This is a genomic window from Rudaea cellulosilytica DSM 22992 (assembly GCF_000378125.1).
Classification (GTDB): Bacteria; Pseudomonadota; Gammaproteobacteria; order Xanthomonadales; family Rhodanobacteraceae; genus Rudaea; species Rudaea cellulosilytica.
The window spans coordinates 1,410,903-1,435,388 of record NZ_KB899241.1 but is presented as its reverse complement, the minus strand read 5'-3'; the positions used below and the strand labels follow the sequence as shown (position 1 = coordinate 1,435,388).

General features: G+C 65.1%; 23 protein-coding genes. 17 read left to right on the top strand and 6 right to left on the bottom strand.

Features of this window, described 5'->3' with window-relative positions; all coding sequences use genetic code 11:
• Positions 1–38: 38 nt before the first annotated feature.
• The 14 genes from F455_RS19995 (at position 39) to F455_RS0106265 (ending at position 14,545) form a co-directional block, all read left to right on the top strand.
• Positions 39–1,427: a D-alanyl-D-alanine carboxypeptidase family protein gene (locus F455_RS19995; RefSeq protein ID WP_018972438.1), complete on the top strand. Its 1,389-nt coding sequence runs from the start codon at positions 39–41 to the stop codon at positions 1,425–1,427.
• Positions 1,427–1,732 carry a YbeD family protein gene (locus tag F455_RS0106325; RefSeq protein WP_018972437.1) on the top strand — a complete coding sequence of 102 codons (306 nt, stop codon included), beginning with the start codon at positions 1,427–1,429 and terminating at the stop codon, positions 1,730–1,732. The genes F455_RS19995 and F455_RS0106325 overlap by 1 nt, the downstream gene beginning before the upstream one ends.
• A gap of 156 nt (positions 1,733–1,888) precedes the next feature.
• The gene (gene lipB, locus F455_RS0106320) at positions 1,889–2,569 is read left to right on the top strand and encodes a lipoyl(octanoyl) transferase LipB (RefSeq protein ID WP_051084165.1); all 681 of its coding nucleotides are present in this window, start codon (positions 1,889–1,891) and stop codon (positions 2,567–2,569) included.
• Positions 2,566–3,624, top strand: coding sequence for a lipoyl synthase (lipA, locus tag F455_RS0106315; RefSeq protein WP_018972435.1), 1,059 nt, complete (start codon positions 2,566–2,568; stop codon positions 3,622–3,624). The genes lipB and lipA overlap by 4 nt, the downstream gene beginning before the upstream one ends.
• Complete coding sequence (locus tag F455_RS0106310) at positions 3,624–5,975, top strand: carboxy terminal-processing peptidase (RefSeq protein ID WP_018972434.1); 2,352 nt, start codon at positions 3,624–3,626, stop codon at positions 5,973–5,975. The genes lipA and F455_RS0106310 overlap by 1 nt, the downstream gene beginning before the upstream one ends.
• 359 nt (positions 5,976–6,334) lie before the next feature.
• Positions 6,335–6,580 carry a FeoA family protein gene (locus F455_RS0106305; protein ID WP_026293132.1) on the top strand — a complete coding sequence of 82 codons (246 nt, stop codon included), beginning with the start codon at positions 6,335–6,337 and terminating at the stop codon, positions 6,578–6,580.
• The gene (gene feoB / locus F455_RS0106300) at positions 6,577–8,448 is read left to right on the top strand and encodes a ferrous iron transporter B (RefSeq protein ID WP_018972432.1); all 1,872 of its coding nucleotides are present in this window, start codon (positions 6,577–6,579) and stop codon (positions 8,446–8,448) included. The genes F455_RS0106305 and feoB overlap by 4 nt, the downstream gene beginning before the upstream one ends.
• Positions 8,445–8,753, top strand: a complete 309-nt coding sequence (locus F455_RS19990) for a DUF6587 family protein (protein WP_018972431.1) — start codon at positions 8,445–8,447, stop codon at positions 8,751–8,753. The genes feoB and F455_RS19990 overlap by 4 nt, the downstream gene beginning before the upstream one ends.
• Positions 8,754–8,841: 88 nt before the next feature.
• The gene (gene glpD / locus F455_RS0106290) at positions 8,842–10,377 is read left to right on the top strand and encodes a glycerol-3-phosphate dehydrogenase (RefSeq protein WP_018972430.1); all 1,536 of its coding nucleotides are present in this window, start codon (positions 8,842–8,844) and stop codon (positions 10,375–10,377) included.
• Entirely contained in the window at positions 10,374–11,084 is a 711-nt protein-coding gene (locus F455_RS0106285) for an MIP/aquaporin family protein (protein ID WP_018972429.1), read from the top strand. The genes glpD and F455_RS0106285 overlap by 4 nt, the downstream gene beginning before the upstream one ends.
• Before the next feature lie 31 nt (positions 11,085–11,115).
• Positions 11,116–12,621, top strand: a complete 1,506-nt coding sequence (gene glpK / locus F455_RS0106280) for a glycerol kinase GlpK (RefSeq protein WP_425413737.1) — start codon at positions 11,116–11,118, stop codon at positions 12,619–12,621.
• A gap of 34 nt (positions 12,622–12,655) precedes the next feature.
• On the top strand, positions 12,656–12,898 hold the full coding sequence (locus F455_RS0106275; protein ID WP_018972427.1) for a hypothetical protein: 243 nt from the start codon (positions 12,656–12,658) through the stop codon (positions 12,896–12,898).
• A gap of 124 nt (positions 12,899–13,022) precedes the next feature.
• Complete coding sequence (locus F455_RS0106270) at positions 13,023–13,388, top strand: hypothetical protein (RefSeq protein WP_018972426.1); 366 nt, start codon at positions 13,023–13,025, stop codon at positions 13,386–13,388.
• The gene (locus F455_RS0106265; protein WP_018972425.1) at positions 13,385–14,545 is read left to right on the top strand and encodes a carboxylate-amine ligase; all 1,161 of its coding nucleotides are present in this window, start codon (positions 13,385–13,387) and stop codon (positions 14,543–14,545) included. Before F455_RS0106270 ends, F455_RS0106265 begins: the two co-directional genes overlap by 4 nt.
• 19 nt (positions 14,546–14,564) lie before the next feature.
• On the opposite strand, the gene F455_RS0106260 is transcribed toward F455_RS0106265, so the two are convergent.
• The 6 genes from F455_RS0106260 to trxA form a co-directional block, all read right to left on the bottom strand.
• Positions 14,565–15,560: a TraB/GumN family protein gene (locus F455_RS0106260; protein WP_018972424.1), complete on the bottom strand. Its 996-nt coding sequence runs from the start codon at positions 15,558–15,560 to the stop codon at positions 14,565–14,567.
• Positions 15,560–16,012, bottom strand: a complete 453-nt coding sequence (locus F455_RS0106255; RefSeq protein ID WP_157578486.1) for a nuclear transport factor 2 family protein — start codon at positions 16,010–16,012, stop codon at positions 15,560–15,562. The genes F455_RS0106260 and F455_RS0106255 overlap by 1 nt, the downstream gene beginning before the upstream one ends.
• Before the next feature lie 80 nt (positions 16,013–16,092).
• Positions 16,093–17,016 (bottom strand): hypothetical protein, encoded by a 924-nt coding sequence (locus F455_RS0106250; protein ID WP_018972422.1) that lies wholly within the window; start codon positions 17,014–17,016, stop codon positions 16,093–16,095.
• 329 nt (positions 17,017–17,345) lie between these two features.
• Positions 17,346–18,935 carry a transcription termination factor Rho gene (gene rho, locus F455_RS19985; RefSeq protein ID WP_018972421.1) on the bottom strand — a complete coding sequence of 530 codons (1,590 nt, stop codon included), beginning with the start codon at positions 18,933–18,935 and terminating at the stop codon, positions 17,346–17,348.
• A 216-nt stretch (positions 18,936–19,151) separates the two neighbouring features.
• On the bottom strand, positions 19,152–19,406 hold the full coding sequence (locus F455_RS0106240; protein WP_018972420.1) for a hypothetical protein: 255 nt from the start codon (positions 19,404–19,406) through the stop codon (positions 19,152–19,154).
• Positions 19,407–19,447: 41 nt separating this feature from the next.
• Entirely contained in the window at positions 19,448–19,801 is a 354-nt protein-coding gene (trxA, locus tag F455_RS0106235) for a thioredoxin TrxA (protein ID WP_018972419.1), read from the bottom strand.
• A gap of 260 nt (positions 19,802–20,061) precedes the next feature.
• Here trxA and F455_RS0106230 point away from each other — a divergent pair, with 260 nt between their 5' ends.
• From F455_RS0106230 to F455_RS21905, 3 genes are read left to right on the top strand one after another with little or no spacing between them, the layout of a single operon-like run.
• Entirely contained in the window at positions 20,062–21,705 is a 1,644-nt protein-coding gene (locus F455_RS0106230; protein WP_018972418.1) for a DEAD/DEAH box helicase, read from the top strand.
• A 31-nt stretch (positions 21,706–21,736) separates the two neighbouring features.
• Positions 21,737–22,237 carry a GNAT family N-acetyltransferase gene (locus F455_RS0106225; RefSeq protein ID WP_026293129.1) on the top strand — a complete coding sequence of 167 codons (501 nt, stop codon included), beginning with the start codon at positions 21,737–21,739 and terminating at the stop codon, positions 22,235–22,237.
• Between the two features lie 4 nt (positions 22,238–22,241).
• Positions 22,242–24,440: an O-linked N-acetylglucosamine transferase, SPINDLY family protein gene (locus tag F455_RS21905; RefSeq protein WP_083918803.1), complete on the top strand. Its 2,199-nt coding sequence runs from the start codon at positions 22,242–22,244 to the stop codon at positions 24,438–24,440.
• The last annotated feature ends 46 nt before the right edge of the window (positions 24,441–24,486 follow it).

Sequence of the window (24,486 nt, the reverse complement as noted above, 5' to 3'; positions counted from 1 at the left end):
GCGCGCGCAGGACGAACCAGAATGGAATGCTCCCAGAGATGAAGAATCTGCAATTCGTACAAAAAGCTGCATTGTGTATTTTTGTTTCCGCGTCGCTGATCGCGGTCGCGCCGGAGGCCGGCGCGGTCAAGCATCGCCATCAGCAGGCGCAGCAGAAGAAACAAGAACAGCAGGAGCAGAAAAACGCCGAGCAGCAGAAGTCCGGCGACGATGCCGCGGGCGCCTCGCTGCCGGTGCAGCCGGCGACGCCGATGCCGGGCGCGAACACGCTCAACGTGCCGGTGCCGCCGCAGCCGCAGCTCAACGCAAAGAGCTGGGTGCTGATGGATTACACCAGCGGCCAGGTGCTGGCCGGCGACAACATCGACACTCGCGTCGAACCCGCCTCGATCACCAAGGTGATGACGTCCTACGTCGTCGCGGCGCAGCTCGCCGCCGGCAAGATCAAGCTGGAGGACGAGGTCTACATCAGCGAGAACGCCTGGCGCGGCGGCGGCGCGAGCACCGACGGTTCGACCAGCTTCCTCAAGCTCAATTCGAAGGTGGCGCTCAAGGATTTGATGTACGGCATGATCATCCAGTCGGGCAACGACGCGGCGATCGCGCTGGCCGAGCACGTCGCCGGTTCCGAGCAGACCTTCGCCGCGCTGATGAACCAGTATGCGCAGCAGCTCGGCATGAGCGGCACGCATTACGTCAATCCGACCGGCCTGCCATCGCCGGACGAGTACACGACCGCGCACGACATCGCGCTACTGTCGCGCGCGCTGATCCACAACTATCCCGAGGAATACAAGATCTACGCGATCAAGGAATTCGAGTGGAACGGGATCACCCAGCACAACCGCAATTCGCTGCTGTGGCGCGATTCGACGGTCGACGGGATCAAGACCGGCCACACCAAGGAAGCGGGCTTTTGCCTCGCCACCTCGGCCAAGCGCGGCGAGCAGCGCCTGATCGCGGTCGTCATGGGCACGGGCAGCGAGAAGGAACGCGCGGACGCGAACCAGAGTGTGCTCAACTACGGCTTCCGCTTCTTCGAGACGCACAAGCTGTTCGACGCGAACAAGGCGTTGACGACGCCGGCGCTGTGGCGCGGCGCGAATGCGAGCGCCGCCCTCGGCCTCGCCGACGATCTGCTGATCACCTTGCCGCGCGGCCGCTACGCCGACATGAAGGCGAGCATGGACATGCCGAGCCGCCTGATTGCGCCTTACACCAAGGGCCAGCAGGTCGGCACGCTGCGCGTGAAGCTCGACGACAAGGTCCTGGTCGAGCGCCCGCTAGTCGTGCTCGACGAGCAGCCCGAGGGCGGCTGGTGGCGCCGCTTCGTCGATAGCATCCTGCTGTTCTTCAAGAGCGCGCCGACGACCGAAACCGCGCCGGTCGGCACGGCCGCCGTGGGCAATCCCCAGCCGGTGAAGTGATGAAGAAGTTCGACCAGCACGAGCTCGACAAGATCCACGCTGAAAACCCCGGACAGGGCTTTCAGTTTCCGGGCGCGTTCGAGATCACTGCGGTCGGCCACGCCAATGCCGGCCTCGAGCAGCGCGTGCCCGCGGTCATCGCGGGCCTCGACCTGAACGTGGTCGCCGGCTCCGAGCGTGTGCGGCCGTCGAGCAACGGCAACTTCGTCTCGGTCAGCGTCACCTTCACCTGCCCTTCGCGCGAGATGTACGAAACTGCGCACGCGGCGCTGCGCGCGGATCCGGCGGTGAAATGGACGCTGTAAATTTCCGGTCCGGTCCGCATCCGCAACGGACGAATCGCGCGGTCCGGTCGATTGATAGTCCGCAGCGCGGCCCCATTTCCGCAGTTCCTGCCAGTTGAAGGTGTCATCGTGTCAGTGGTTTGCGAATCTCCCGTTCCCGTTGCGCAATCCCGGCCACTGATCACGCGCCGTTTCCCGGGTCTCTCGCCTTACGAGCCGATCTGGCGCGCAATGCAGGCTTTCACCGACGCGCGCGACGCGGAAACGCCCGACGAGCTCTGGCTGGTCGAGCATCCGCCGGTGTTCACGCTCGGCCAGGCCGGCAAGTGGGAGCACGTGCTGCTGCCGGGCGAGATTCCGGTCGTACCGGTCGACCGCGGCGGCCAGGTCACCTACCACGGCCCGGGCCAGATCGTCGCCTATCCGCTGATCGACCTGCGCCGGCTCAAGCTCGGCATCCGCGAGCTGGTCTGCCGCATCGAGCAGGCGATCATCGACACGCTGGCGAACTGGAATGTCGAAGCCGTGCGCAAGGAGGGCGCCCCGGGCGTCTACGTCGCCGGCGCCAAGATCGCCGCGCTCGGCCTGCGCGTGCGCCGCGGCTGCACGTTCCACGGCCTCGCGTTCAACGTGAACATGGACCTCGAGCCGTTCCACCGCATCAACCCCTGCGGCTATCAGGGACTGGCCGTGACCCAGCTGATGGACCTCGGCGGCCCTTCGAGTCTGGCCGAAGTCGAGACCGAACTCGTCGCGCAACTGGCGCGGCAGCTGGGTTTGACCGTTCAAATGGCACCGCCGCCCGTGACGATCGGAACTGGCGCGCAACCCTTGGCGAATGTTAGCGTGCACGTATGAATTCCCCGGAAAATACGATTCTCAAGACCATTCCCATCGCCCTGGTGGACGGCGCGGTTGTGGCCAATCCAACCCCGGTTCGCACCGGCGAGAAACTGCTCGGCGAGGACAAGACCGCACGCAATCGCGCCGGCTTCGACCGCGGCGCGCCGATGCTGCGCAAACCCGACTGGATCCGCGTGCGTATTCCACCCGGCAACGCCGTGGCCAAGCTCAAGTCCAAGCTGCGCGCGAACCGCCTCGTCACCGTGTGCGAGGAAGCGTCCTGCCCGAACATTCATGAATGTTTTGGCAAGGGCACGGCCACGTTCATGATCCTCGGCGAAGTCTGCACGCGACGCTGCTCGTTCTGCGACGTTGCCCACGGCCGGCCGAAGCCGCCCGACGCCGAGGAGCCGCGCCATCTCGCCGAAACGATCCGCGACATGGGCCTGCGCTACGTCGTTGTCACCTCGGTCGATCGCGACGACCTGCGCGACGGCGGCGCGAGCCACTTCGCCGACTGCATCCGCGAAATCCGTGCGCTCAATCCTTCGACCAAGCTCGAAATCCTCACCCCCGATTTCCGCGGCAAGGGCCGCATGGAGCGCGCGCTCGAAGTATTCGCCGAGGCGCCGCCCGACGTGTTCAACCACAACCTTGAGACGGTGCGCGAGCTGTATCCGAACGTGCGCCCGGGTGCCGATTACGACTGGTCGTTAACGTTGTTGCAACGCTTCAAGGCGCAGCATGCGGACGTGCCGACCAAGTCGGGCATCATGCTCGGCCTCGGCGAAACCGAGGCGCAGGTGCATGGCGCGTTGAACGATCTGCGCGCGCACGATGTCGATATGGTGACGATCGGCCAGTATCTGCAGCCGACGCCGCATCATCATCCCGTGCTGCGCTACTGGACGCCGGCCGAGTTCGACGCGCTGGCTGAGTACGGACACAAGCTCGGCTTCACCCATGTCGCCTCGGGCCCGCTGGTGCGCTCGTCGTATCACGCCGACCAGATGGCGCATGCGGCTGGATTCGTCGAGCAGGTGACTACTGAATTCGGAGAAAGCAAATGATGGTTCGTGACAAGCGCTTGTGGATCGTTCCGACGCTGCTGGCAGTGGCCCTGGCGACGACGTTGGTCTTCGCCAAACCGTCTGGCGATACCGCCACGGCGATCGCGCTCAAGCCGAGCGTGGATCAGGCCGACGCGGCGCAGATGGCGATGAAGATCCTCACGCGCATGCACTACAAGCCGGAAGCGTTCGACACCAAGATGTCGCAGCAGGTTTTCGACCGCTACCTCGATTCGCTCGACGCTGACCGCCTGTTCTTCACCCAGGCCGACGTCGACCGCTTCACCCCCGCGCGCGACACGCTCGGCGACGCGATTCTCAACAAGGATTTGTCGGTCCCGTTCGCGATCTTCAATCTCTATATCGAGCGCATCAGCGAGCGCACGGCTTACGCGCGCGCTGAACTGAAGAAAGGTTTCGATTTCAGCAAGGACGAAAGCTATCAGTACCAGCGCGAGAAGGCGCCATGGGCGAAGACCGACGCGGAGGTCAACGACCTCTGGCGCAAGCGCGTCAAGAACGACTGGCTGCGCTTGAAGCTCGCCGGCAAGGACGAGGCGAAGATCCGCGAGACGCTGGACAAGCGCTACGCGAACTATCTCGACCGCGTCCGCCAGCTCACCGGCGAGGACGCCTTCTCGATTTTCCTCAACGCCTACGCGATGACGATCGAGCCGCACACCAACTATCTGAGCCCGCGCCAGGCGGAGAATTTCGAGATTGCGATGCGGCTCTCGCTCGAGGGCATCGGCGCGGTGCTGCAGCGCGAGGACGACTACACCGCAATCCGTGAAATCGTGCCGGGCGGACCGGCCTCGTTGTCGGGCAAGATCAAGGTCGGCGATCGCATCGTCGGCGTAGGCCAGGGCGAACATGGGGCTATTGCCGACGTGATCGGCTGGCGCCTCGACGATGTCGTGGAAAAGATCCGCGGCACCAAGGACACGACCGTGCGCCTGGAGATCCTGCCCGCCGACTCAGGCCCCGACGGCAAACATGTGACCATCGCGCTCGTGCGCAAGAAGGTCGCGGTCGAGGAGCAGGCGGCAAAGAGTTCGATCATCGAGACCAAGGACGGCGACGTCACCCACAAGATCGGCGTGATCACGTTGCCGACCTTCTATCAGGACTTCGAGGCACATCGCCGCGGCGACGCGAACTACAAGAGCGCCACGCGCGACGTGGCCAAGCTGCTCGCCGACCTGAAGAAACAGAATGTCGAAGGCGTGCTGATCGACCTGCGCAACAACGGCGGCGGTTCGCTCGACGAGGCGACGACGCTCACCGGTCTGTTCATCGACAAGGGGCCGGTCGTGCAGGTGCGCAGCGCCAACGGCCGCATCGACGAGCACGAGGATCGCAGCGGCGGCATGGCCTGGAGCGGCCCGTTCGCCGTGCTCGTCAACCGCAACTCGGCCTCGGCTTCGGAAATCTTCGCCGCCGCGATCCAGGACTACGGGCGCGGCCTGATCCTCGGCGAGCCGACGTTCGGCAAGGGCACGGTGCAGAACCTGCTCGACCTCGACCAGATGTATGGCAACGAGAAGCCGACCTACGGCGAGCTCAAAATGACGATCCAGCAGTTTTTCCGCGTCAACGGCGGCTCCACGCAGCTGCGCGGCGTGACGCCCGACATCCAGTTCCCGGTCACCGGCGATTTCGCTCAGAACGGCGAACAGTCCTACGACAATGCGCTGCCGTGGACTTCGATTTCCGCGGCCGACTACAAGCCGACCGGAGACCTGAAATCGCTCGCGCCCATGCTGAGCGCGCGCCACGACCGCCGCGCCGCGGCGGAGAAGGAATGGATCGCCTACCAGGCCGACGTGACCGACGCGCGCAAGCTGCGCGAAGACAAGACCATCTCGCTCAACGAAGCGGTGCGGCGCAAGGAGCGCGACGAGCAGGAAGCCAAGCGTCGCGAACGTCATCCCGAGCAGTTCGCCGATGCAGCGTCGGCGACCACGGGCAAGGATACCGCTTCGGCGAAGACGTCTGATGCCAAGACTGGCGCGAACAACGTTCCGCGTAAGAACGTTGATGTCGCCGCCGATCGCAAAGCGGCGGACCCGGATGCGGAGAATCCTGCCGCGAAAGCCGGCACGGCGAGCGCCGCGAAAGTGGCCAAGTCCGGTGACAACCCGAACCAGGACGACGGCCTGCAGGCCGACGAGCGCAGCCTCAAGTCCGATCTCGACGAGGAAAAGCGGCGCAAGGCGCTCAAGGACGTGGTCCTCAACGAGGCCTCGCACATCGTCGCCGACGAAGTCGAGCTGCTGCGCGCCGATACCAAGCTCGCCGCGCAGGTGCTGCCGCACGGCACGGTGGGCAGTAGGGACGCGGTCAACTGACTGGCCGGCGGGTCGCGCCCAGCGTGACCCGCCTGCATGAGCCCGACCTCTCGCTTGTCGAAAGTTTTTACGACAAGGGGACGCCTACGTTCACGCATGTCGTCTTCGACGAGGATGACGGCCATGCTGCGATCATCGATCCGGTGCTCGATTTCGAGCCGGCGTGCGCGCGCATACGGTTTCGGCCGACGAGATGCTTGGGTTCGCCCCTCGGCGCCGCCGCATCCGCGCACTGCGCTTGCCACTTGACCAGATCGGGAACGACGCTTAGCTGAATTCGCCGGCAACGGGGCTGCCCATGCGCTTTCCCGCACTCTTGAGTATAATGCGAACCATTCTTATTTAGATGCAGGCTTAGCGTGCTGCTTTCGGAACTGGCGATGGGCGCATCGGCCACGGTAATCGAGGTGAAGGACAGCGTGACGGATGACCGCATCGCGCAGCGTCTGCGCGATCTCGGCTTCGTCGCCGGCGAGCCCGTGCGCCTGGTTGCGCGCGGTCCGCTCGGTGCCGATCCGCTGCTCGTGCAGATCGGCTACACGCGCTTCGCGCTGCGCCGCGCGGAAGCCGCGCGTGTGACGATCACGACCGAGGCAGCGCCATGAACGCCGTCGCCGCGCCGCTGCGTATGGACGCGTCCCGCGACCATACTCATTTACACGTTGCGTTGGTCGGCAACCCGAACTGCGGCAAGACCGCGCTGTTCAACCTGCTCACCGGCACGCGGCAGAAAGTCGCCAACTACGCCGGCGTGACGATCGAACGCAAGGAAGGCCACTACACCGCGCCGAGCGGACGCAGCGTGCGCGTGCTCGACCTGCCGGGCGCGTACTCGCTCGCCGCGACCAGCCCGGACGAGGCGATCACACGCGACGTCGTCACCGGCCAACACGCGCAAGAGGCCGCGCCCGACCTGATCGTCTGCGTCGCCGATGCGACCAACCTGCGTCTGCACCTGCGCTTCGTGCTCGAAATCGCGCGGCTCGGCCGGCCGATGCTGCTCGCGCTCAATATGATGGATGCGGCGCGGCGGCGCGGTATCCGCATCGACACGGCGGCACTGGCGCAGAAGCTCGGCATGCCGGTCGTCGAAACGATCGCGGTCAAGCATGGCGGCGCGAATGCACTGATCGCGCAGATCGACGACGCGCCGCCGACCCATCCGTATCCGCAACCGGCCACGCCGTCTGCCGACCTGCACGCCGAAGTGCGCTCGATCCTCGCCGCCACGGTCAGCGTGCCGCGACGCACCGCCGCGATCGACGATGCGATCGACCGCGTCGTGCTGCATCCGGTGCTGGGTCTCGCGATCCTCGCCATCGTGATGTTCCTGATCTTCCAGGCCGTGTTCTCGTGGGCGACGCCGCTGCACGACGGCATCGACGAGGGCATGCAGGCCGCAGGCGCGTGGATCGGCAACGCACTGCCCGACGGCGCGTTGCGCAGCCTGCTCACCGACGGCGTGTTCGCCGGCCTCGGCACGGTGCTCGCATTCCTGCCGCAGATTTTGATCCTGTTTCTTTTCATCCTTTGCCTCGAAGAGTCGGGCTATCTGCCGCGCGCGGCGTTCCTGCTCGACCGCATGATGCTGTCGGCGGGCCTCACCGGCCGCTCGTTCATCCCGCTGCTGTCGAGCTTCGCCTGCGCGATTCCGGGCATCATGGCCACGCGCAGCATTCCCGATCCGCGCGATCGTTTGACCACGATCCTGATCGCGCCGCTGATGACCTGCTCCGCGCGCCTGCCGGTGTACGCGCTGCTCATTGCCGCATTCATTCCGCAGCGCACGGTGCTCGGCGTGTTCAACCTGCAAGGTATCGTGCTGTTCACGCTCTACATCGGCGGCATCGTCAGCGCACTGCTCGTCGCCTGGGTGATCAAGCGCCTGCGCCGCGACAAGAGCGAGCACGCGCTGATGATGGAATTGCCCTCGTACCGCATGCCCCATCCGCGCGACATCGCGATCGGCTTGTACGAGCGCGGCATGATTTTCGTCAAGCGCGTCGGCGGCATCATCCTCGCGCTGACCGTGCTGCTCTGGTTCCTGTCGAGCTTTCCCGCGCCGCCCGCAGGGGCGAGCGAGCCCGCGATCCACTACAGCCTTGCCGGCATGATCGGGCGCGGGCTGCATACCGTATTCGCGCCGCTTGGTTTCAACTGGCAGATCTGCATCGCGCTCGTGCCCGGGCTCGCCGCGCGCGAAGTCGCGGTGTCCTCGCTGGCGACGGTCTACGCGCTCGCCGGCAACGAAGATGGATTGCAAGCCGTCGTCGCCGCGCAATGGTCGCTCGCGACCGCGCTGTCGCTGCTCGCCTGGTACGTGTTCGCGCCGATGTGCATCTCCACGCTCGCCACGGTCAAGCGCGAGACCGGATCGATGCGCAATGTCCTCGTGCTCGCCGGCTACCTGTTCGGCCTTGCTTATCTTGCTTCGCTTGCGACGTATCAAATCGCGAAGGCCCTCGGCGCATGAGCTACGCGATCTTCCAATCCTTCGCGATCGCGTTGATCCTCGCCTGGAGCCTGTGGTTCGCCGCACGACGCCTGTTCCCGCGCAGCTATCGCGCCGCGCAGGCGCAACTCGCCCGCTGGCTCGCCGCATCGTCGATTAGCGCGTTGCGCACGCTCGGCGCGAAACTGACCCCGCACCAAGTCGCCAGCGGCGCCGGCTGCGGCAGTGGCGGCGGCTGTTCGAGCTGTGGTACCTGCGCGCCCGCGACCACGGCGGTCAGAGACGACGTCCATCCACTGGTATTCCATCCGCGCGCAAAGCGCTGATTTCTTTCCCGCGCGGCTGCGCGGCCTGCTCGCTGTTTCCTCGATACACACGGTTCTCGCGTTCATCCGAATCTGCGAAGATGCCGGCGTGCAGGCACAGGCTGAAAACCGGTTCGATCTGCTCGTGGTCGGCGGCGGCATCAACGGCGCGGCGATCGCGCGCGATGCGGCCGGGCGCGGCCTGTCGGTGTTGCTCGTCGAGCAGGACGACCTCGCCGCGCACACCTCGAGCGCGAGCAGCAAGCTGATCCACGGCGGCCTGCGCTATCTCGAGCAGTACGAATTTTCGCTTGTCGCCAAAGCGCTGGCCGAGCGCGACGTGGTGTTGAACTCAGCGCCGCACATCGTGCGCCCGCTGCGCTTCGTGCTGCCGCACGAGCCGCATCTGCGCCCCGAGTGGATGATCCGCGCGGGCCTCTTGCTCTACGACCATCTCGGTCGGCGCCGTGCGCACACGCTGCTGCGCTCGCGTCGCGCGGACCTGCGCGAGCACGTCGCCGGCAAACCACTCAAGGCCCAGTTCGAAACCGGCTTCATCTACTCGGATGCATGGTGCGACGACGCGCGCCTGGTCGTGCTCAACGCGCTCGACGCACAGGCGCGCGGCGCAGAAATTCTCACACGCACGCGCTGCGTGCGCGCGCAACGCGGCGAACAGGGATGGCGGGCACAATTACGCCAAAACGACAGCGCCTCGCGCCATATTGAGGCTCGCGCACTGGTCAACGCCGCCGGGCCATGGGCCACGAGCTTCCTCGACAAGGTCGCCCACGTGCCGCACGCGCATTCACTGCGCCTGGTCAAGGGCAGCCATATCGTCGTACCACGTCTTTACGAGCACCACTACGCCTATACGTTCCAGCAGGCCGACCGGCGCATCGTGTTCGCAATCCCGTTCGAGCGCGGCTACACGCTGATCGGCACGACCGACATCGAATTCACTGGCACGCCCGAAGCGGTGCGCATCGATGCGGACGAGATCGCCTATCTCTGCGCCGCGGCGAACCGCTATTTCGCTCATGCAATCGCACCGGCCGACGTGGTCTGGAGTTATAGCGGCGTGCGCCCACTACTCGAAGAAGAGGGCGTTACTGCATCGGAAGTGACGCGCGACTACTTGCTCGATTTTGACGGTGGCGCCGGCGCGCCGTTGCTCAACGTCTTCGGCGGCAAGATAACCACGCATCGTCGCCTTGCCGAAGATGCACTCGACCGCCTCGCGCCTGCGCTCGGCAACACGCATGGTGCATGGACCGCGGACGAACGCGTGCACCTGCCCGGCGGCGAGTTCGCCGACACACAGCACTCGAGCGAAGAAGCGTTCGATCGTTTTCTGCTCGCAACGATGCGCCGCTATCCGTGGCTGCCCGCTGACCTCGCGCAGCGCTATGTGCGCGCCTACGGCACGCGCGTCGAGCGCGTGGTCGGTGCGGCGAACACGCTCGCGGACCTCGGCGAACGTTTCGGCGCCGACCTCCATCAGGCCGAAGCCGACTATCTCGTGCGCGAAGAATGGGCCTGCAGCGCCGACGATGTTTTGTGGCGACGCAGCAAGCTCGGTCTGCGTTTCGATGTAAAAGAGCAGCAACGATTGGAAAAATATCTTGAGGGAAGTCCACAATGAGTCCATATCTCGGCGAGTTTCTCGGCACAGCGACGCTGATGCTGCTCGGCAGCGGCGTGGTCGCCGGCGTACTGTTGCCGCAATCGAAATCGCAGCACGGCGGCTGGCTGGTCATCGCGGTCGCGTGGGGCCTGGCCGTTCTGTTCGGCATCTACGCAGCAGCGCCGAGTGGCAGCGGCGCGCACATGAACTCCGCGCTGACGATCGCACTCGCCGCACTCGGCAAGTTCCCGTGGGCGCAGGTACCGGGCTACGTCGCCGCGCAGGTCTCGGGCGCGGCGCTCGGCTCGACCCTGGCGTACCTCGCTTATCTCCCACATTGGAACGGCGACCTCGATCCGCTCGCCAAGCGCGCAGTGTTCTGCACGGCGCCGGCGATCCGCAACTTCCCGGCCGCGATCCTGTGCGAAGTGATCGGCAGCTTCGTGCTCATGTTCGGCGTGCTCATCATCGGCGCGAACAAGATGACCGAAGGCTTGGCACCGTTCGCGGTCGCCGGCCTCGTCGTCGCGATCGGCCTCTCGCTCGGTGGTCCGACCGGCTACGCGATCAATCCCGCGCGCGATCTCGGCCCGCGCATCGCGCACGCGCTGCTACCGATCCCGGGCAAGGCCGATTCGGACTGGGCCTATGCCTGGGTGCCTGTGCTCGCGCCGGTTGTCGGCATGCTGCTGGCGGCAGGATTCTGGCACGCATTCTACGCATGAAAAGTATAAAAATGCAGAAATGGAGAAAGGCATGAGCCAGTACGTACTCGCGATCGACCAGGGCACAACGAGTTCGCGCGCGCTGCTGTTCGACCACGCCGGCGACATCGCCGCGAGCGCGCAACGCGAGTTCGCGCAGAAGTTTCCGCAGCCGGGCTGGGTCGAGCACGATCCGGCCGAGATCCTCGCCAGCGTCGAAGCGACGGTCGCCGAGGCGATTGCGACCGCGAGCAAGCTCGGCGAGGCGATCGACATCGCCGCGATCGGCATCACCAACCAGCGCGAGACCACCGTGGTCTGGGAGCGCGCGAGCGGCAAGCCGGTGCACGACGCGATCGTCTGGCAGTCACGGCAGACGCGCGCGATCTGCGACGAACTGATCGCCGCCGGTCACGACGCAGTCGTACGTGCGCGCACCGGCCTCCTGATCGACGCGTATTTCTCCGCGACCAAGGTCAAGTGGATTCTCGATCGCGTGGATCCCGCGCGCGAACGGGCCAAGCGCGGCGAGTTGCTGTTCGGCACGATCGACACCTGGCTGATCTGGAACCTGACCGACGGCAAGGCGCACGTCACCGATGCGAGCAATGCCTCGCGCACACTTCTGTACAACATTCACGAGCAGCGCTGGGACGACGACCTGCTCGCGCTGTTCGGCGTGCCGCGCGCGATGCTGCCCGAGGTGCGCGCATCGAGCGAGATCTACGGCCATACCACGCATTTCGCGCGCGGCCGCTCGATCCCGATCGCGGGCGTCGCCGGCGACCAGCAGGCCGCGCTGTTCGGCCAGGCCTGCTTCGAGGCGGGCATGGCCAAGAACACCTACGGCACCGGCTGCTTCATGCTGATGAACACCGGCACGAAGCCGGTGGCGTCGAACAACGGCCTGTTGACGACGATCGCATGGAACATCGCCGGCAAGACCGAATACGCGCTCGAAGGCTCGATCTTCGTCGCCGGCTCGGTGATCCAGTGGCTGCGCGACGGCCTGCGCCTGATCGATGCCGCACCGGATTCCGAAGCCTACGCGCGACGCGCGAAATCGAACGAGGGCGTCTATCTCGTGCCGGCCTTCGTCGGCCTCGGCGCGCCGTACTGGCGCAGCGACGTGCGCGGCGCGCTGTTCGGCCTCACGCGCGGCACGCGCAAGGAGCATCTCGTGCGCGCCGCGCTTGAGTCGATGGCTTACCAGACCCGCGACGTGCTCGCCGCGATGCAGGCCGACGCAGGCCTGAAACTGTCCACCCTGCGCGTCGACGGCGGCGCGATAGCGAACGACTTCCTCGCCCAATTCCAGGCGGACATGCTCGGCGTGCCGGTACAGCGGCCGCGCCAACTCGAGACGACCGCGCTCGGCGCCGCCTATCTCGCCGGCCTTGCGACGGGCTTCTGGCAGAGTCGCGATGAAATCGCACGACATTGGGCAATCGGCCACAGCTTCGACGCCGAGCTTGGCGAGACCGAACGCGAGCGGCTCTACGCCGACTGGCAGCGCGCGGTCGGCGCGACACTCGGATTTCGTATCGCGCCGGGCTAGGGCCGGCGCTTGGTTTTGCCGCGGGAGATTTGCGATGAGTGCGAAGACGCATATCGAGACGCAAGCCTTCGAAGTCGAGGACGAGCACGGCCTGCGCACGATCCTCGTCCACACGCAGCCGGTCAGCGTCGACGACCACGGCAACGCGACCGCGCTGCCGCTCGGCTCGGAATGGCGCCTGCGCAATGGCGAATCGGTGATTCCGCTTTCGCCGACGGAATTCGAATCCGCGCACGGAAAACGCTGGCGCAAGGTTGCGGGAAGCGAGGCGCGTTAGCACAAGGCACACAATTCCATCACGCTTTTTTCGTTTTCTTCACGGCGCGCTTGCCAGAATCGGGCTAGCCACACTTCGACGCCGTTCAAAACCCCGCCGGCAAGCGGATCAAAGGAGACGGAAAATGCCACAGCAACCCACGTCCAGCCCTGCCGAGGCAGAGGCGCGACCGGCCGGCTTCCTGGTCAGCTTGTTCGGCCTGCTCGCCGATTTTCTGTTCCTGCGCGAAGGTCAGACGCGCATCGACCTCTACGCATTCCTCGCGTGGCTTCGGCAGCATCGACATGCAGATCAGGCCCAACGCATCGAGGCCGATCCAATCTTGCTCGAAGCCGTCCGCAATGCGCTCGCCGAAGGCCATGGTGAAATCGTTACCCGTCTCGAAGCACTCGACGAAGCGCTGCTGCGCCTGTGCGAGCCGCCCGGCCCGTTCGCCGCAGTTGCGCGCGCCGCACGTCCCGATCTTGCATTGAGGGCGTTGCGCACGTGAGTGTGAAGAAAACGACGGCGCGCGTCGACGCGCCGACGTTCGGCGTGGAGGAGGAATTCTTCCTCGTCGACCTGCGTAGCGGCCGCTCGCCGGGACGCGTGCCAAAGACATTCGTCAAGGCCTGCCAGCGCCGGCTCGGCGAAGCGGTCGCGTTCGAACTGCAGCAGGCCCAGGTCGAACTCGTCTCGCCGATCTTCGAGGACGCCGCGCACGCGCTCGACACGGTCATCACGTTACGCCGCCAGATCGCCGAAATCGCGCAGGCGATGCACCTCGGCATCATCGCCTCGGGCTCGCATCCGATCGCGCGCTGGCAGCAGCAGGCGCAGACCGACAAGCCGCGCTACCGGCGTTTCGCCGACGAGTACCAGATCGTCGGCCTGCGCGGGTTCTTCTGCGGCCTGCATGTCCATGTCGGCGTGGATGATGAGATCGATCGCGTGCAGCTGATGAACCGCATGCTGCCATGGCTGCCGCTGTTCCTCGCCTTGTCGACCGCATCGCCGTTCTGGAGCCTGCGCCGCACCGGCATGTTTTCCTATCGCCAGTCGGCCTACACCGAGTGGCCGCGCACCGGCACGCCGGATTTTTTCGCCGACGAAGCCGACTACCGGCGCTTCATCGCGATCCTGAAACGTGCCGGCAGCATCCGCGATGGCGGCGAGCTGTGGTGGACGATCCGGCCGTCGCCGAAGCATCCGACGCTCGAGTTGCGCATCGCCGACAGCTGCACGCGCGCGGCGGACACGATCGCGCTGGCGACGCTGTTCCGCTGCCTGGTCAGCGCGCACCTGCGCCTGCCCGAGCTCGGCGCGCAGCGCAGCTCGGCGACGCGCCGCCTGATCGAGGAGAACCGCTGGCGCGCCGAGCGCTACGGCATCGAGGCGGAGTTCATCGACGAGGCGCGCGAACGCACCGTGCCGGTGGCTCAGCTTGTCGAGGAAGCGTTGACGCTGGTCGAGCCCGATGCGCGCAGGCTCGATCCACACGGATCGCTGCGCGCGCTGCGCACGATCCTCGCGCGCGGCACCAGCGCGCATGCGCAGTTGCAGGCCTACGACGATGCACTCGCCGCTGGCCTGAGCCATCGCGATGCGCTGCGTGCCGTCGTCGCATGGTTGCTGGAAGCGACGGTGCCGGGGCAGCAACTCGCCTAGACCGCGGCCGAACCACGAATCACTGCGGTTCTTCGATCACGTAACCTTTTCCTCGCATCATCGCGAGGCGGCCGTCGGGACTGACCAATTCGGCAACCGGCAGCACCGCGAACGTGCTCGCGTTGCTCCACAGCGCGGCTTCGGCGGCGTCGAGCCACTCGCCGCGGATGCGTTGCCTCGCTGCGTCGAGCCTCTCGCGCAGATTCGCATTCGCAGTGAGGGCGTTGAGGCAGACCGCGCGCTGATCCGGGTACGGAAGACTTTTCAGCTTTTCCAGATCACCGACCGCCCAGGCGTTGGCACGTGCGCGCATCGCATCGAGGTCCGTTTCGAGTCGCGCGATCGTCGTCGCCAGACAGTCGATATCGAGCTGACCGGCCGTGCTCTTGAAGTCGTCGATCGCCTGGCGCGCGTTGTCGACGGGAATCGCAACGTCGATTTCCTTGATCGGCACCCTGTATTTCTTCGCGATCTTCTCGATAACCGGCCACAGCGCATTCTTGTTGGTCATGCCCGACTTGCCGATCGCCTTGCCGTACAGCTCGTTCGCGGCGAGGATCGGGCGCAGGCGTTCAACGCCGTCGTCCTTGCCGAGATAGCGCTGTTTCAACGGCAGCCAGCGCGCGTACAGATCGGCAGGCAGGATGTCCTTGAGCGTCTTGCCGTCGGCATTCTTCTTCGCGCCGAGCGCAGCGGGGAGCAAGAAGACGGTGCGGAAGAGGCCGATCTTGAGGTCCGCCTGCGCGTCGGTCAGCACTTCCTGCGAGGAGGCGATGATCTTTTCCACCTCGCTCGCTCGCCAGCTGATCGTCTTCGGCAGCGGCGCCTGCGTGCCGAGGATCCACAACACATGATCACTGTCGCGCCGCGTCACTTTCCACAAACCCGGACCGGGCTGCTCGCCGGTGACGAGCACGGTGGCGAGCGTCGGCGCTGTTGCGCCTGCGGGCGGCGGAGCTTGCGCGCTGGCCAGCCCGGTCAGGACCCACAACAATACGGCGGCGGAGCGGACCATCACAATTTGGGATTCACCCCTTTCGTGGCCGCTGCCGGGCCGCCGATGTAGCGCACCGCGAGCTGGTAGTCGTCGCCGCTTTTCACCCACACGTCGACGACGAACTGCGTCGCTGCATAGCTCACGACGGCGGTCGTGCCGAATTCATGCACGGCGATATCGCCCATCGCGAAACCGTCACCGCGCGATTGCGCGAGCAGGTGTCGGATGAAGTCCGCGCGCGGCAGCGGTTGGCCCGGCGCGGCCGCGTCGCGCTGCTCGAATCGCGGCGCGAGGAGTTTTTCCAACGCTGCCTGATCGTGTTTGCGCGCAGCATCGTCAATGCGGATTTCGAGATCGCCGAATTGCTTCGCGGTGCGGGTCATCGTCATCACCCGACCCGGCGCCTGCGCGCTCGTCGCAGAGGACGCAGCCACGAGCAACGTGCAGACGGCGATCGGGAAAATTTTCATGCGCATGGTCCTGCTCAACGAAAAACGGTGCGGCCCAGTTGGACCGCACCGTTGTTTTTACACTCGAAACCGAGCGCGGATCAATAGTTCAGCGCGCAATACCCGCCGCCGGCGTTGACCCAGTTGCGCTGGATCAGATAGTCCAGCGAGCCGAGCCGCATGTTGGCCTTGGAACCATTCGACACGGTGTATTCGGTGCCGAAGGTCCATGCGCACTTGTCGGCATTTTCCTGACCGCGGCGGTCGTACCAGGCATTGAGGTCCGGATCGCTCACCGCCTCCTCGAGTTCGTGCGAGATCACGCTGGCCATGCCGTCCGCACCGATGTCGCCGTTCGGGCTGGTGCTCTGCGCCGTGCAGCTCGACGGGCATTGCGAGGCCGCATCGCCGACGAACGCGTATTTGATGTCGCGACCGCCGATCGTTGCGTGCGTGTGCCAACCGCAGTAGCTCGTGCAGAAACCCGAGGATGCGGTCACGTCGGGACCGGTAAGCACGAAGTACACGGCGTTGCTGTCGGTCGGATTGGTGTCGCTGACGATCTGCTCGATCTGGTTATCGCTGAGCGAGGTGCCGTACGTCTCCGCATGCGTCGTCGAGCCGTTGTAGCTGACCGCATTCGTCACGTGCGTGTTGGTGCTGTCGTAGTAGGTTGTGTTGATGTTGAAGTACGGCGAACCGCCGATGTTCTGCGCCAGGTTGGACAGGATCGAGTTGGCCGAGCTGGTCGGCCAGCCCGAGTTGCCGTACCAGATGTAGTAGACGTGGGTCGTGCCGAGAATCACCGGGCCGCCGTGGTAGTTGATGCCATTGCTCGTACCGCCGCCGCCGGGTTTGGCATTGTTGTCCGGTTTCGAGAACGCCTGGCCTTCACCCCAACCCTTGCCCGACGGTTTCAGATCACCGTTGCCATTGGCGTCGATCGGGCCGTTCGCATGAGCGACCGTAAATGCGAACAGGCCCGAGATGCAGAGTGAGAGTAACGCGGATTTTGCGATACGCATGCGGCTGTCTCCAGATGGGAAATTGAAAAAAGGGGAACTGCAAACTCGGGGAACGTGTACGCACGAAGGCCCGCGCCGAACCGGCTGGAGAGAGCCTGTCGCATCAGACAGAAGGAATTAGATTGTCCCCGCGGCAACTGGTAACAAATGAAACCATTTGATGCAACTTGCGGTGCAACAGACGCCGCGCCGCCGGCGAAACATGCATCTATCTTTGTTAAGACTTTCTAAAATCTGCGAAATTTATCCAAGCGCCGATGGTATCGGTACCGGTCCCAGGCACAAAAAAAGCCGGCGGTGCCGGCTTTTTTTGAGACGAAAACCGCTTTTCAGCGTTTCATCGAATTGAAGAACTCGTCGTTCGACTTGGTGTTCTTCATCTTGTCGAGCATGAACTCCATCGCGGCAAGCTCGTCCATCGGATGCAGCAGCTTGCGCAGGATCCAGATCTTCTGCAGCACGTCGGGCTCGATCAGCAGGTCCTCGCGGCGCGTGCCGGAGCGATTGATGTTGATCGACGGATAGACGCGCTTCTCGCTGATGCGGCGGTCGAGGTGCACTTCCATGTTGCCGGTGCCCTTGAACTCTTCGTAGATCACCTCGTCCATCTTCGAGCCGGTCTCGACCAGCGCGGTTGCGACGATCGTCAGTGAGCCGCCCTCTTCCACGTTGCGCGCGGCACCGAAGAAGCGCTTCGGGCGCTGCAATGCGTTCGCATCGACGCCGCCGGTGAGCACCTTGCCGCTCGACGGCACGACGGTGTTGTAGGCACGTGCGAGGCGCGTGATCGAGTCGAGCAGGATGACCACGTCTTTCTTGTGCTCGACCAGGCGCTTGGCGCGCTCGATCACCATTTCCGCAACCTGCACGTGGCGCATCGCAGGCTCGTCGAACGTCGAGGAGACGACCTCGGCGCGCACGCCGCGCTGCATCTCGGTGACTTCCTCGGGACGCTCGTCGATCAGCAGGATGATCAGATGCACGTCGGGGTAGTTGTGCACGATCGCTTGGGCGACGTTCTGCAGCATCATCGTCTTGCCGGCCTTGGGCTGGCTGACGATCATGCCGCGCTGGCCGCGGCCGATCGGCGAAACGAGATCGAGAATGCGCCCGGTGATGTCCTCACTCGAACCGTTGCCGCGCTCGAGGTGATACATCTTGCGCGGGAACAGCGGGGTAAGGTTCTCGAACAATACCTTGTTCTTCGACGCCTCGGGCGGCTCGCCGTTGATCGTGTCGACCTTGAGCAGGGCGAAGTAACGCTCGCCTTCCTTGGGCGGGCGCGCGGTGCCGGCGAGGTGGTCGCCGGTGCGCAGGTTGAAGCGGCGGATCTGCGAGGGCGAAATGTAGATGTCGTCGGGGCCGGCAAGGTAGCTCTCGTCCGGCGTGCGCAGGAAACCGAAGCCGTCCTGGAGGATTTCGAGCACGCCCTCGGAATAGATGCTGCCACCGGCGCGCGCATGCGACTTGAGAATCAGGAAGACGATGTCCTGCTTGCGCGCTCGCGCAGCGCCTTCCTGGACGCCGAGTTCCTCGGCCATCTTCAGCAGCAGGTGCGCAGGCTTGCGCTTCAATTCGTTGAGGTCGATCGTGACGCCCGTCTTCGGGCCCTGGATCTCGACGAATTCCTCGTCGGCGTCGTTATTGCCACCACCGCCGCGGTTGGGATTGTTGCCGTTGCCGCGCTGCTGGTTGCGGTGACGATTGCGGCCGCGGCCGCGGCGGTCGTCACGGCCGCCTTGCTGCTGCTTCGACGCCTCGCCTTCGTTGCCAGTTGCCTGCGCAGCAGGTGTGGCGTTCGCGGCGGGTGCGACGTTGCCTTCGGATGGGGGATTGCGGCTTTCGCCGGGGGTATCGTTGGTTTCGGACACGGGCAAACCTTCTTCGGTGCCGTTGGGATGGATGAAAATGGGCGCCATTTCCGCCGCGCATGCCGCCCTGCGGCACGCGCGATCGAAGTCGAGAACGGCGCGACTCGATGCTCGGGGGTTTTCTCTAGGGCTCGACGTCGCTGCCGCTTCAGGCGGCCAGGCGATTCAGTCGTGGGATGGATCAAACCTGAGCAGGGCTTTTGAGCCCTTCGTTAAAATATACCTTAGCACTTGGCAATGCGGGCGTCCAGCGGATGTGTGAGTTCAGTCACCGCCACCGCCGGAATCGCCGCCACCGCAATCGGAACCGCTGCCGGCATCGCAACTGCCGCTGTCGCTGCCTGTGTCACCGCCCGAAAACCAGGTCGACGAGCCGCTGTCGCCCGCGTATCCGCCGTCGGAATCCGCATCGCGCGAGGCGCCGCCGGACTTGGAAACGCCTCGTCGCGTGCTGGCGTGAGCGATCGCGATCGCCGCCAACACACCACCCGCAACGAGCAAAAACAATACCGCGCCCATGATCGCCGCCTCCCCGGCTGTCGATCGACGGTCCCGCCGGCTTACACGGCCTTGCCGACCGGCTGCTCGATGGCTTTGTCGATCAACTGCTCGAGCTGCTTCTTGCCGACCGCTCCGATCTGCGTAGCCTGGACCTTGCCGTCCTTGAAGATCATCAAGGTCGGGATGCCGCGCACGTTGTAGTTGCGTGGGGTCTTCTGGTTGTGATCGATGTTGATCTTCTTGATCTTGAGCTTGCCGGCGTAGCTGCCGGCGAGTTCGTCGAGAATCGGCGCGATCATCTTGCATGGGCCGCACCACTCGGCCCAGAAATCGACGAGCACGGGCTCGGAAGACTTCAGCACTTCGGCGTCGAACTGGTCGTCATTGACATGGGAGATGGCTTGATTGCTCACGGTGTGGCTCCGGCGGAAAACTGGAAAAGACGCGCTGATGCGGCGCGAGGGCCTGGCTTGCGCTACAATTGCTCGCTACGCGATCGCTGCGGCGGATGAAATCTCGAGGGCTCGCCCCCATTTCAGCCGAAGCGCGAGCGCATTTCAAGCGGCACCAAGCAAAGCACGAGGTTCGCAGGAATTGGGGACGATTCCGCGGGATTTCAAGCATCAGGCGCAGCCGCTCGCGCGATATTCCGCGTGACTTCCGAATCGAACCCATGGCTGCCCAAACCTTAACCGATACCTTCTTCGACACCTTCGACCTGCATCCGAGCGTGATTGCCGGCCTGCACGCCGCGGGCTTCACCCGCTGCACGCCGATCCAGGCGCTGACCCTGCCGCATGCGCTGCAAGGCCGCGACATCGCCGGTCAGGCGCAGACCGGCACCGGCAAGACCGCGGCCTTCCTCGTCGCCACGATGCAGCGCCTGCTGACCAAGCCGGCCCTGCCCGAGCGCGGGCCGACCGATCCGCGCGCCGTCATCGTCGCGCCGACGCGCGAACTCGCGATCCAGATCGAGAAGGATTTCCAGCACATCGGCCGCGCCACGGGCCTCAAGTCCGCGCTGATCTACGGCGGCGTCGACTACGACAAGCAGCGCGACATCCTGCGCGCCGGCGTCGACATCATCATTGCCACGCCGGGCCGCCTGATCGACTACTTCAAGCAGCACGTGTTCTCGTTCAAGGCGGTCGAGGTGTTCGTGCTCGACGAGGCCGACCGCATGTTCGACCTCGGCTTCATCAAGGACGTGCGCTTCCTCATGCGCCGTTTGCCCGAGCGCGAACTGCGCCAGTGCCTGCTGTTCTCGGCGACGTTGAGCCACCGTGTGCTCGAACTCGCCTACGAAAACATGAACGAGGCCGAGCAACTCACGGTCGAGACCGAGAACGTCACCGCCGATCGCGTGCGCCAGATCATCTACTTCCCGGCCAGCGAGGAGAAGATTCCGCTGCTGATCGGCCTGCTGTCGAAGTCCGAAGCCAAGCGCAGCATGATCTTCGTCAACATGAAGGTGGCCGCGGAAAAAGTCGCGCGGCGGCTGGAGCGGCAGGGTTTCGTCGTCGGCATGCTCTCGGGCGACGTGCCACAGAAGAAGCGCCAGAGCCTGCTCGGCAAGTTCCAGCGCGGTGAGATCGAAATCCTTATTGCTACCGACGTCGCCGCGCGCGGGCTGCACATCGAGGGCGTCAGTCACGTCTACAACTACGATCTGCCGCAGGACGCCGAAGATTACGTGCACCGCATCGGTCGCACGGCTCGTCTTGGAGCGGAGGGCGATGCGATCAGCTTCGCCTGCGACATGTACGCGCAAAGCCTGCCCGACATCGAAACCTACATCGGCCAGAAGATCCCGACTGCGGCGATCGATCCGGCCCTGCTCGTGCTGCCGCCGCCGCGGCATCGTCCCGACCTGCCCGCCGGCAGCGTGGAAGACGAAGACGACGGCAGCGTGCCGGTGAAGGGCCCACCGCCGTCGCGCGCGCGTGGACCGCGGTCGCGCAGCGGAGGCAGCGGCAGCGGTCCGCGTCGCGACAGCCAGCGTCGTGAGCCGCGCCGCGAAGCTCAACCCGTCGTCGCCGCCGCGCAGGCGGGTGCAGCGACGAATCCGGCAGCCGCCACGACCCGGGTCGATGGCACCGAAGCGGGCCGCCGGCGCCGGCGCGGCGGACGTGGCCGCGGTCGCGGCGAGCGCGTCGATGCTGCGAGCGTCGCCGGCGCCGAGGCCAGTGTCGCGCACAAGGGCAAGCCCGCAACGATCGCCACTACCCCCGCTTCGGCCGCAGTGGTCACCGAGGCCAAGCCGGCGAAGAAGCCCGGGTTCTTCCATCGCGTCGTGCGGTTGTTCAAGCGTTCCTGATTCTGCGGCAGTGGGCGACGACGGCCGCAGCATGATCCGCGACGCCGCCACGCGCGACTTCCGCGCGATCCTCGGCCTCAACGCCGAGTCGGTGCACTTTCTCAGCCCGCTCGATGAAGCGCAGTTGCTCCGCCTGCATGCGCAGGCCGCCTATCATCGCGTAGTCGAGATCGATGGCGCGGCCGCTGCATTCCTGCTCGTGCTGCGCGAAGGCGCCGATTACGACAGCCCGAACTATCGCTGGTTCGCGCAACGCTATCCGCAATTCCTCTACATCGATCGCATCGTCGTCGCCGCGGATCGACAAGGCCACGGACTCGCGGCAATGCTCTATGACGATCTGCTCGCCTTCGCGAAGACTACGGGCGTGGAAACGCTGACTTGCGAATTCGATCTCGACCCGCCCAATCCCGCGTCGGCGAAATTCCACGCGCGTTACGGCTTCCGCGAAGTCGGCACGCAATGGCTCGGCGGCGGCAAGAAGCAAGTGTCGCTGCAGGCACGCGCGCTGCCGGCAAGCTCATCGACGTAACGGCATGAACAGTGCCACTTCGTTCGCCTCCGTACTTGCCCAAGTTCGCAGGCAAATGCAGTCTGGTCAATTGGCACAGGCTCTCGCAGCCATCGACCAAGCTCTGCGTGATCTGCCGGTGGACCGGGACAAGCTGCTTTTCCTGCGGCTGGATATCGTGCGCAGCGCCGGCCAAACCGCTGCGCAAGCCGACACGCTCCATCTGATCGGCGAGGCCGCACGCAGAACCACAGCGGAGACCAGCGCGCGACTTGTTTCGAGCCTGCGCTTGCGCAATCTGCCGCAGGAAGCGTGGAACCTGCTCTCGCAACTGCCCGCACATGCAGCATTGGCCGCCGAGGCCTACCACCTTGGCCTGGATTTCACGCGCCTCGGTCAGGCTCTCGTCGCGCGCCGTTGCTATGAATTCGCACTGGCCTGCAATTCCGATTTCGCCGAAGCCCATCTCAACCTTGGCAGCTTGCTGCTACAGGATCGGCTTTTCCGCGATGCACAGCCCCACTTCGAAACGGCCGTGCGTCTGCAGCCTCGATCCGAAGCTGCGCTGATCGGGTTAGGTCAATGCCTGTTGCACACCGGAAACGGCAAGGCAGCGCTCGAGGTCTTCGAGACGGTATCTGGCGCGATCGCCGACACAGCACAGATGCTTGCCTGGCGTGCAACCGCCCTGACCCAGGACGGCGATGACGCCGCCGCCATCGCCCTTTACCGACAGGCGCTCGATCGCGATCCGCGCAATTACGACGCATGGTTCGGCAGCGCACTGATTCACGAACGCGACAAGAATCTCGACGCGGCGGCGCAAGCATATGCACGGGCTTGGGCACTGCAGCCGCAATCGAATTGGGCACTCGGCAGCCTGGTGTTTTCGCTGCAGTGCATGGCGGACTGGTCGCGCTGGGAAGCGCCGCATGCCGAATTGATCGACCGCCTGACTCGCGGCAATGTCGGCGACTATGCCACAGCGCTGAGCAGCCTCGATCTGTCCGCAAAGGCGCTGCGCCAGGTGGCCGCGCAGTTCGTGCGCACCCAATCGGCGCTGCATGTGGCGGAGGTGCGCCAGCGTGCGTTTCCGCCACGCAAGCCGGGGCGACTGCGCATCGCCTACGTGTCGTCTGATTTTCGCGATCACGCCACGAGCCGACTGCTCGTCGAAACGCTCGAACACCACGACCGCGAACGCTTCGAGATGTTCGGTTTCGCCCTGAATCCGCCCGACGGCTCGGCGCTGGGACGTCGCGTTGCCGCCGCCTGCGAGCATTTCATCGAGGTCACGGATCTTCCGCCACAAGAAGTCGCTAAGCGCCTGCTCGAAACGCAGGTCGACGTGCTGATCGATTTGAACGGCCATACCAAAGGGGCTTGCATCGGCCTCACTGCGCTGCGTCCCGCGCCCATCATCGTCAACTATCTCGGCTATCCTGGCACGGTGGGCGACTACGCGGACTATATCGTCGGCGATCGCCACACCATTCCGCCCGGCAGTGAGGACGAATTCAGCGAAGCCGTCGTGCGCCTGCCGGGCTGTTATCAGGCCAACGACCGCCGGCGCGCCGTCGGTACAGCCGTCGATCGCGCACAACTCGGGCTTCCCGAATCGGCCATCGTCGCCTGCTCATTCAACCAGTCGTGGAAAATCACGCCGGCGATCTGGGCGATCTGGATGCGCTTGATGCATTCGCATCCGCGCCTGCTGCTCTGGCTGCTCGATGAAAATCCGTGGTTCACACAGAACCTGCGTCGCCATGCGACCGAAGCCGGCGTCGATCCAGACCGGCTCGTATTCGCGCCGCGCGTCCCGCAGGCAGAGCATCTCGCCCGCCTCGCGCTCGCCGACATCGCGCTCGACACGCTGCCTTGCAATTCCCACACGACCGGTTCAGACGCACTGTGGATGGGCGTGCCGATGGTCACTCTTGTCGCCGACTCTTTTGCCGGCCGCGTCGGCGCCAGCCTGCTGCACGCGGTGGACTTGCCCGAGCTCGTGACGCGCAGCGAAGACGCATACGCAGCGAAACTCGACGCCCTGATCCGTGCACCGGATCAACTCGCGCGGCTACGGGCAACGCTGTTGGCCCGCCGCGACCACGCCGCGCTGTTCGACAGCAAATCCACTGCGCGCGCACTCGAACGTGCCTATACCATCATGCACGAACGCCACACCTCGGGCCTACCGCCCACGGCGATCGATCTCGCCGACTGATCGGGATACGCAACGGATCGCAGCGCCGGCTATCATTCGCCCTCAT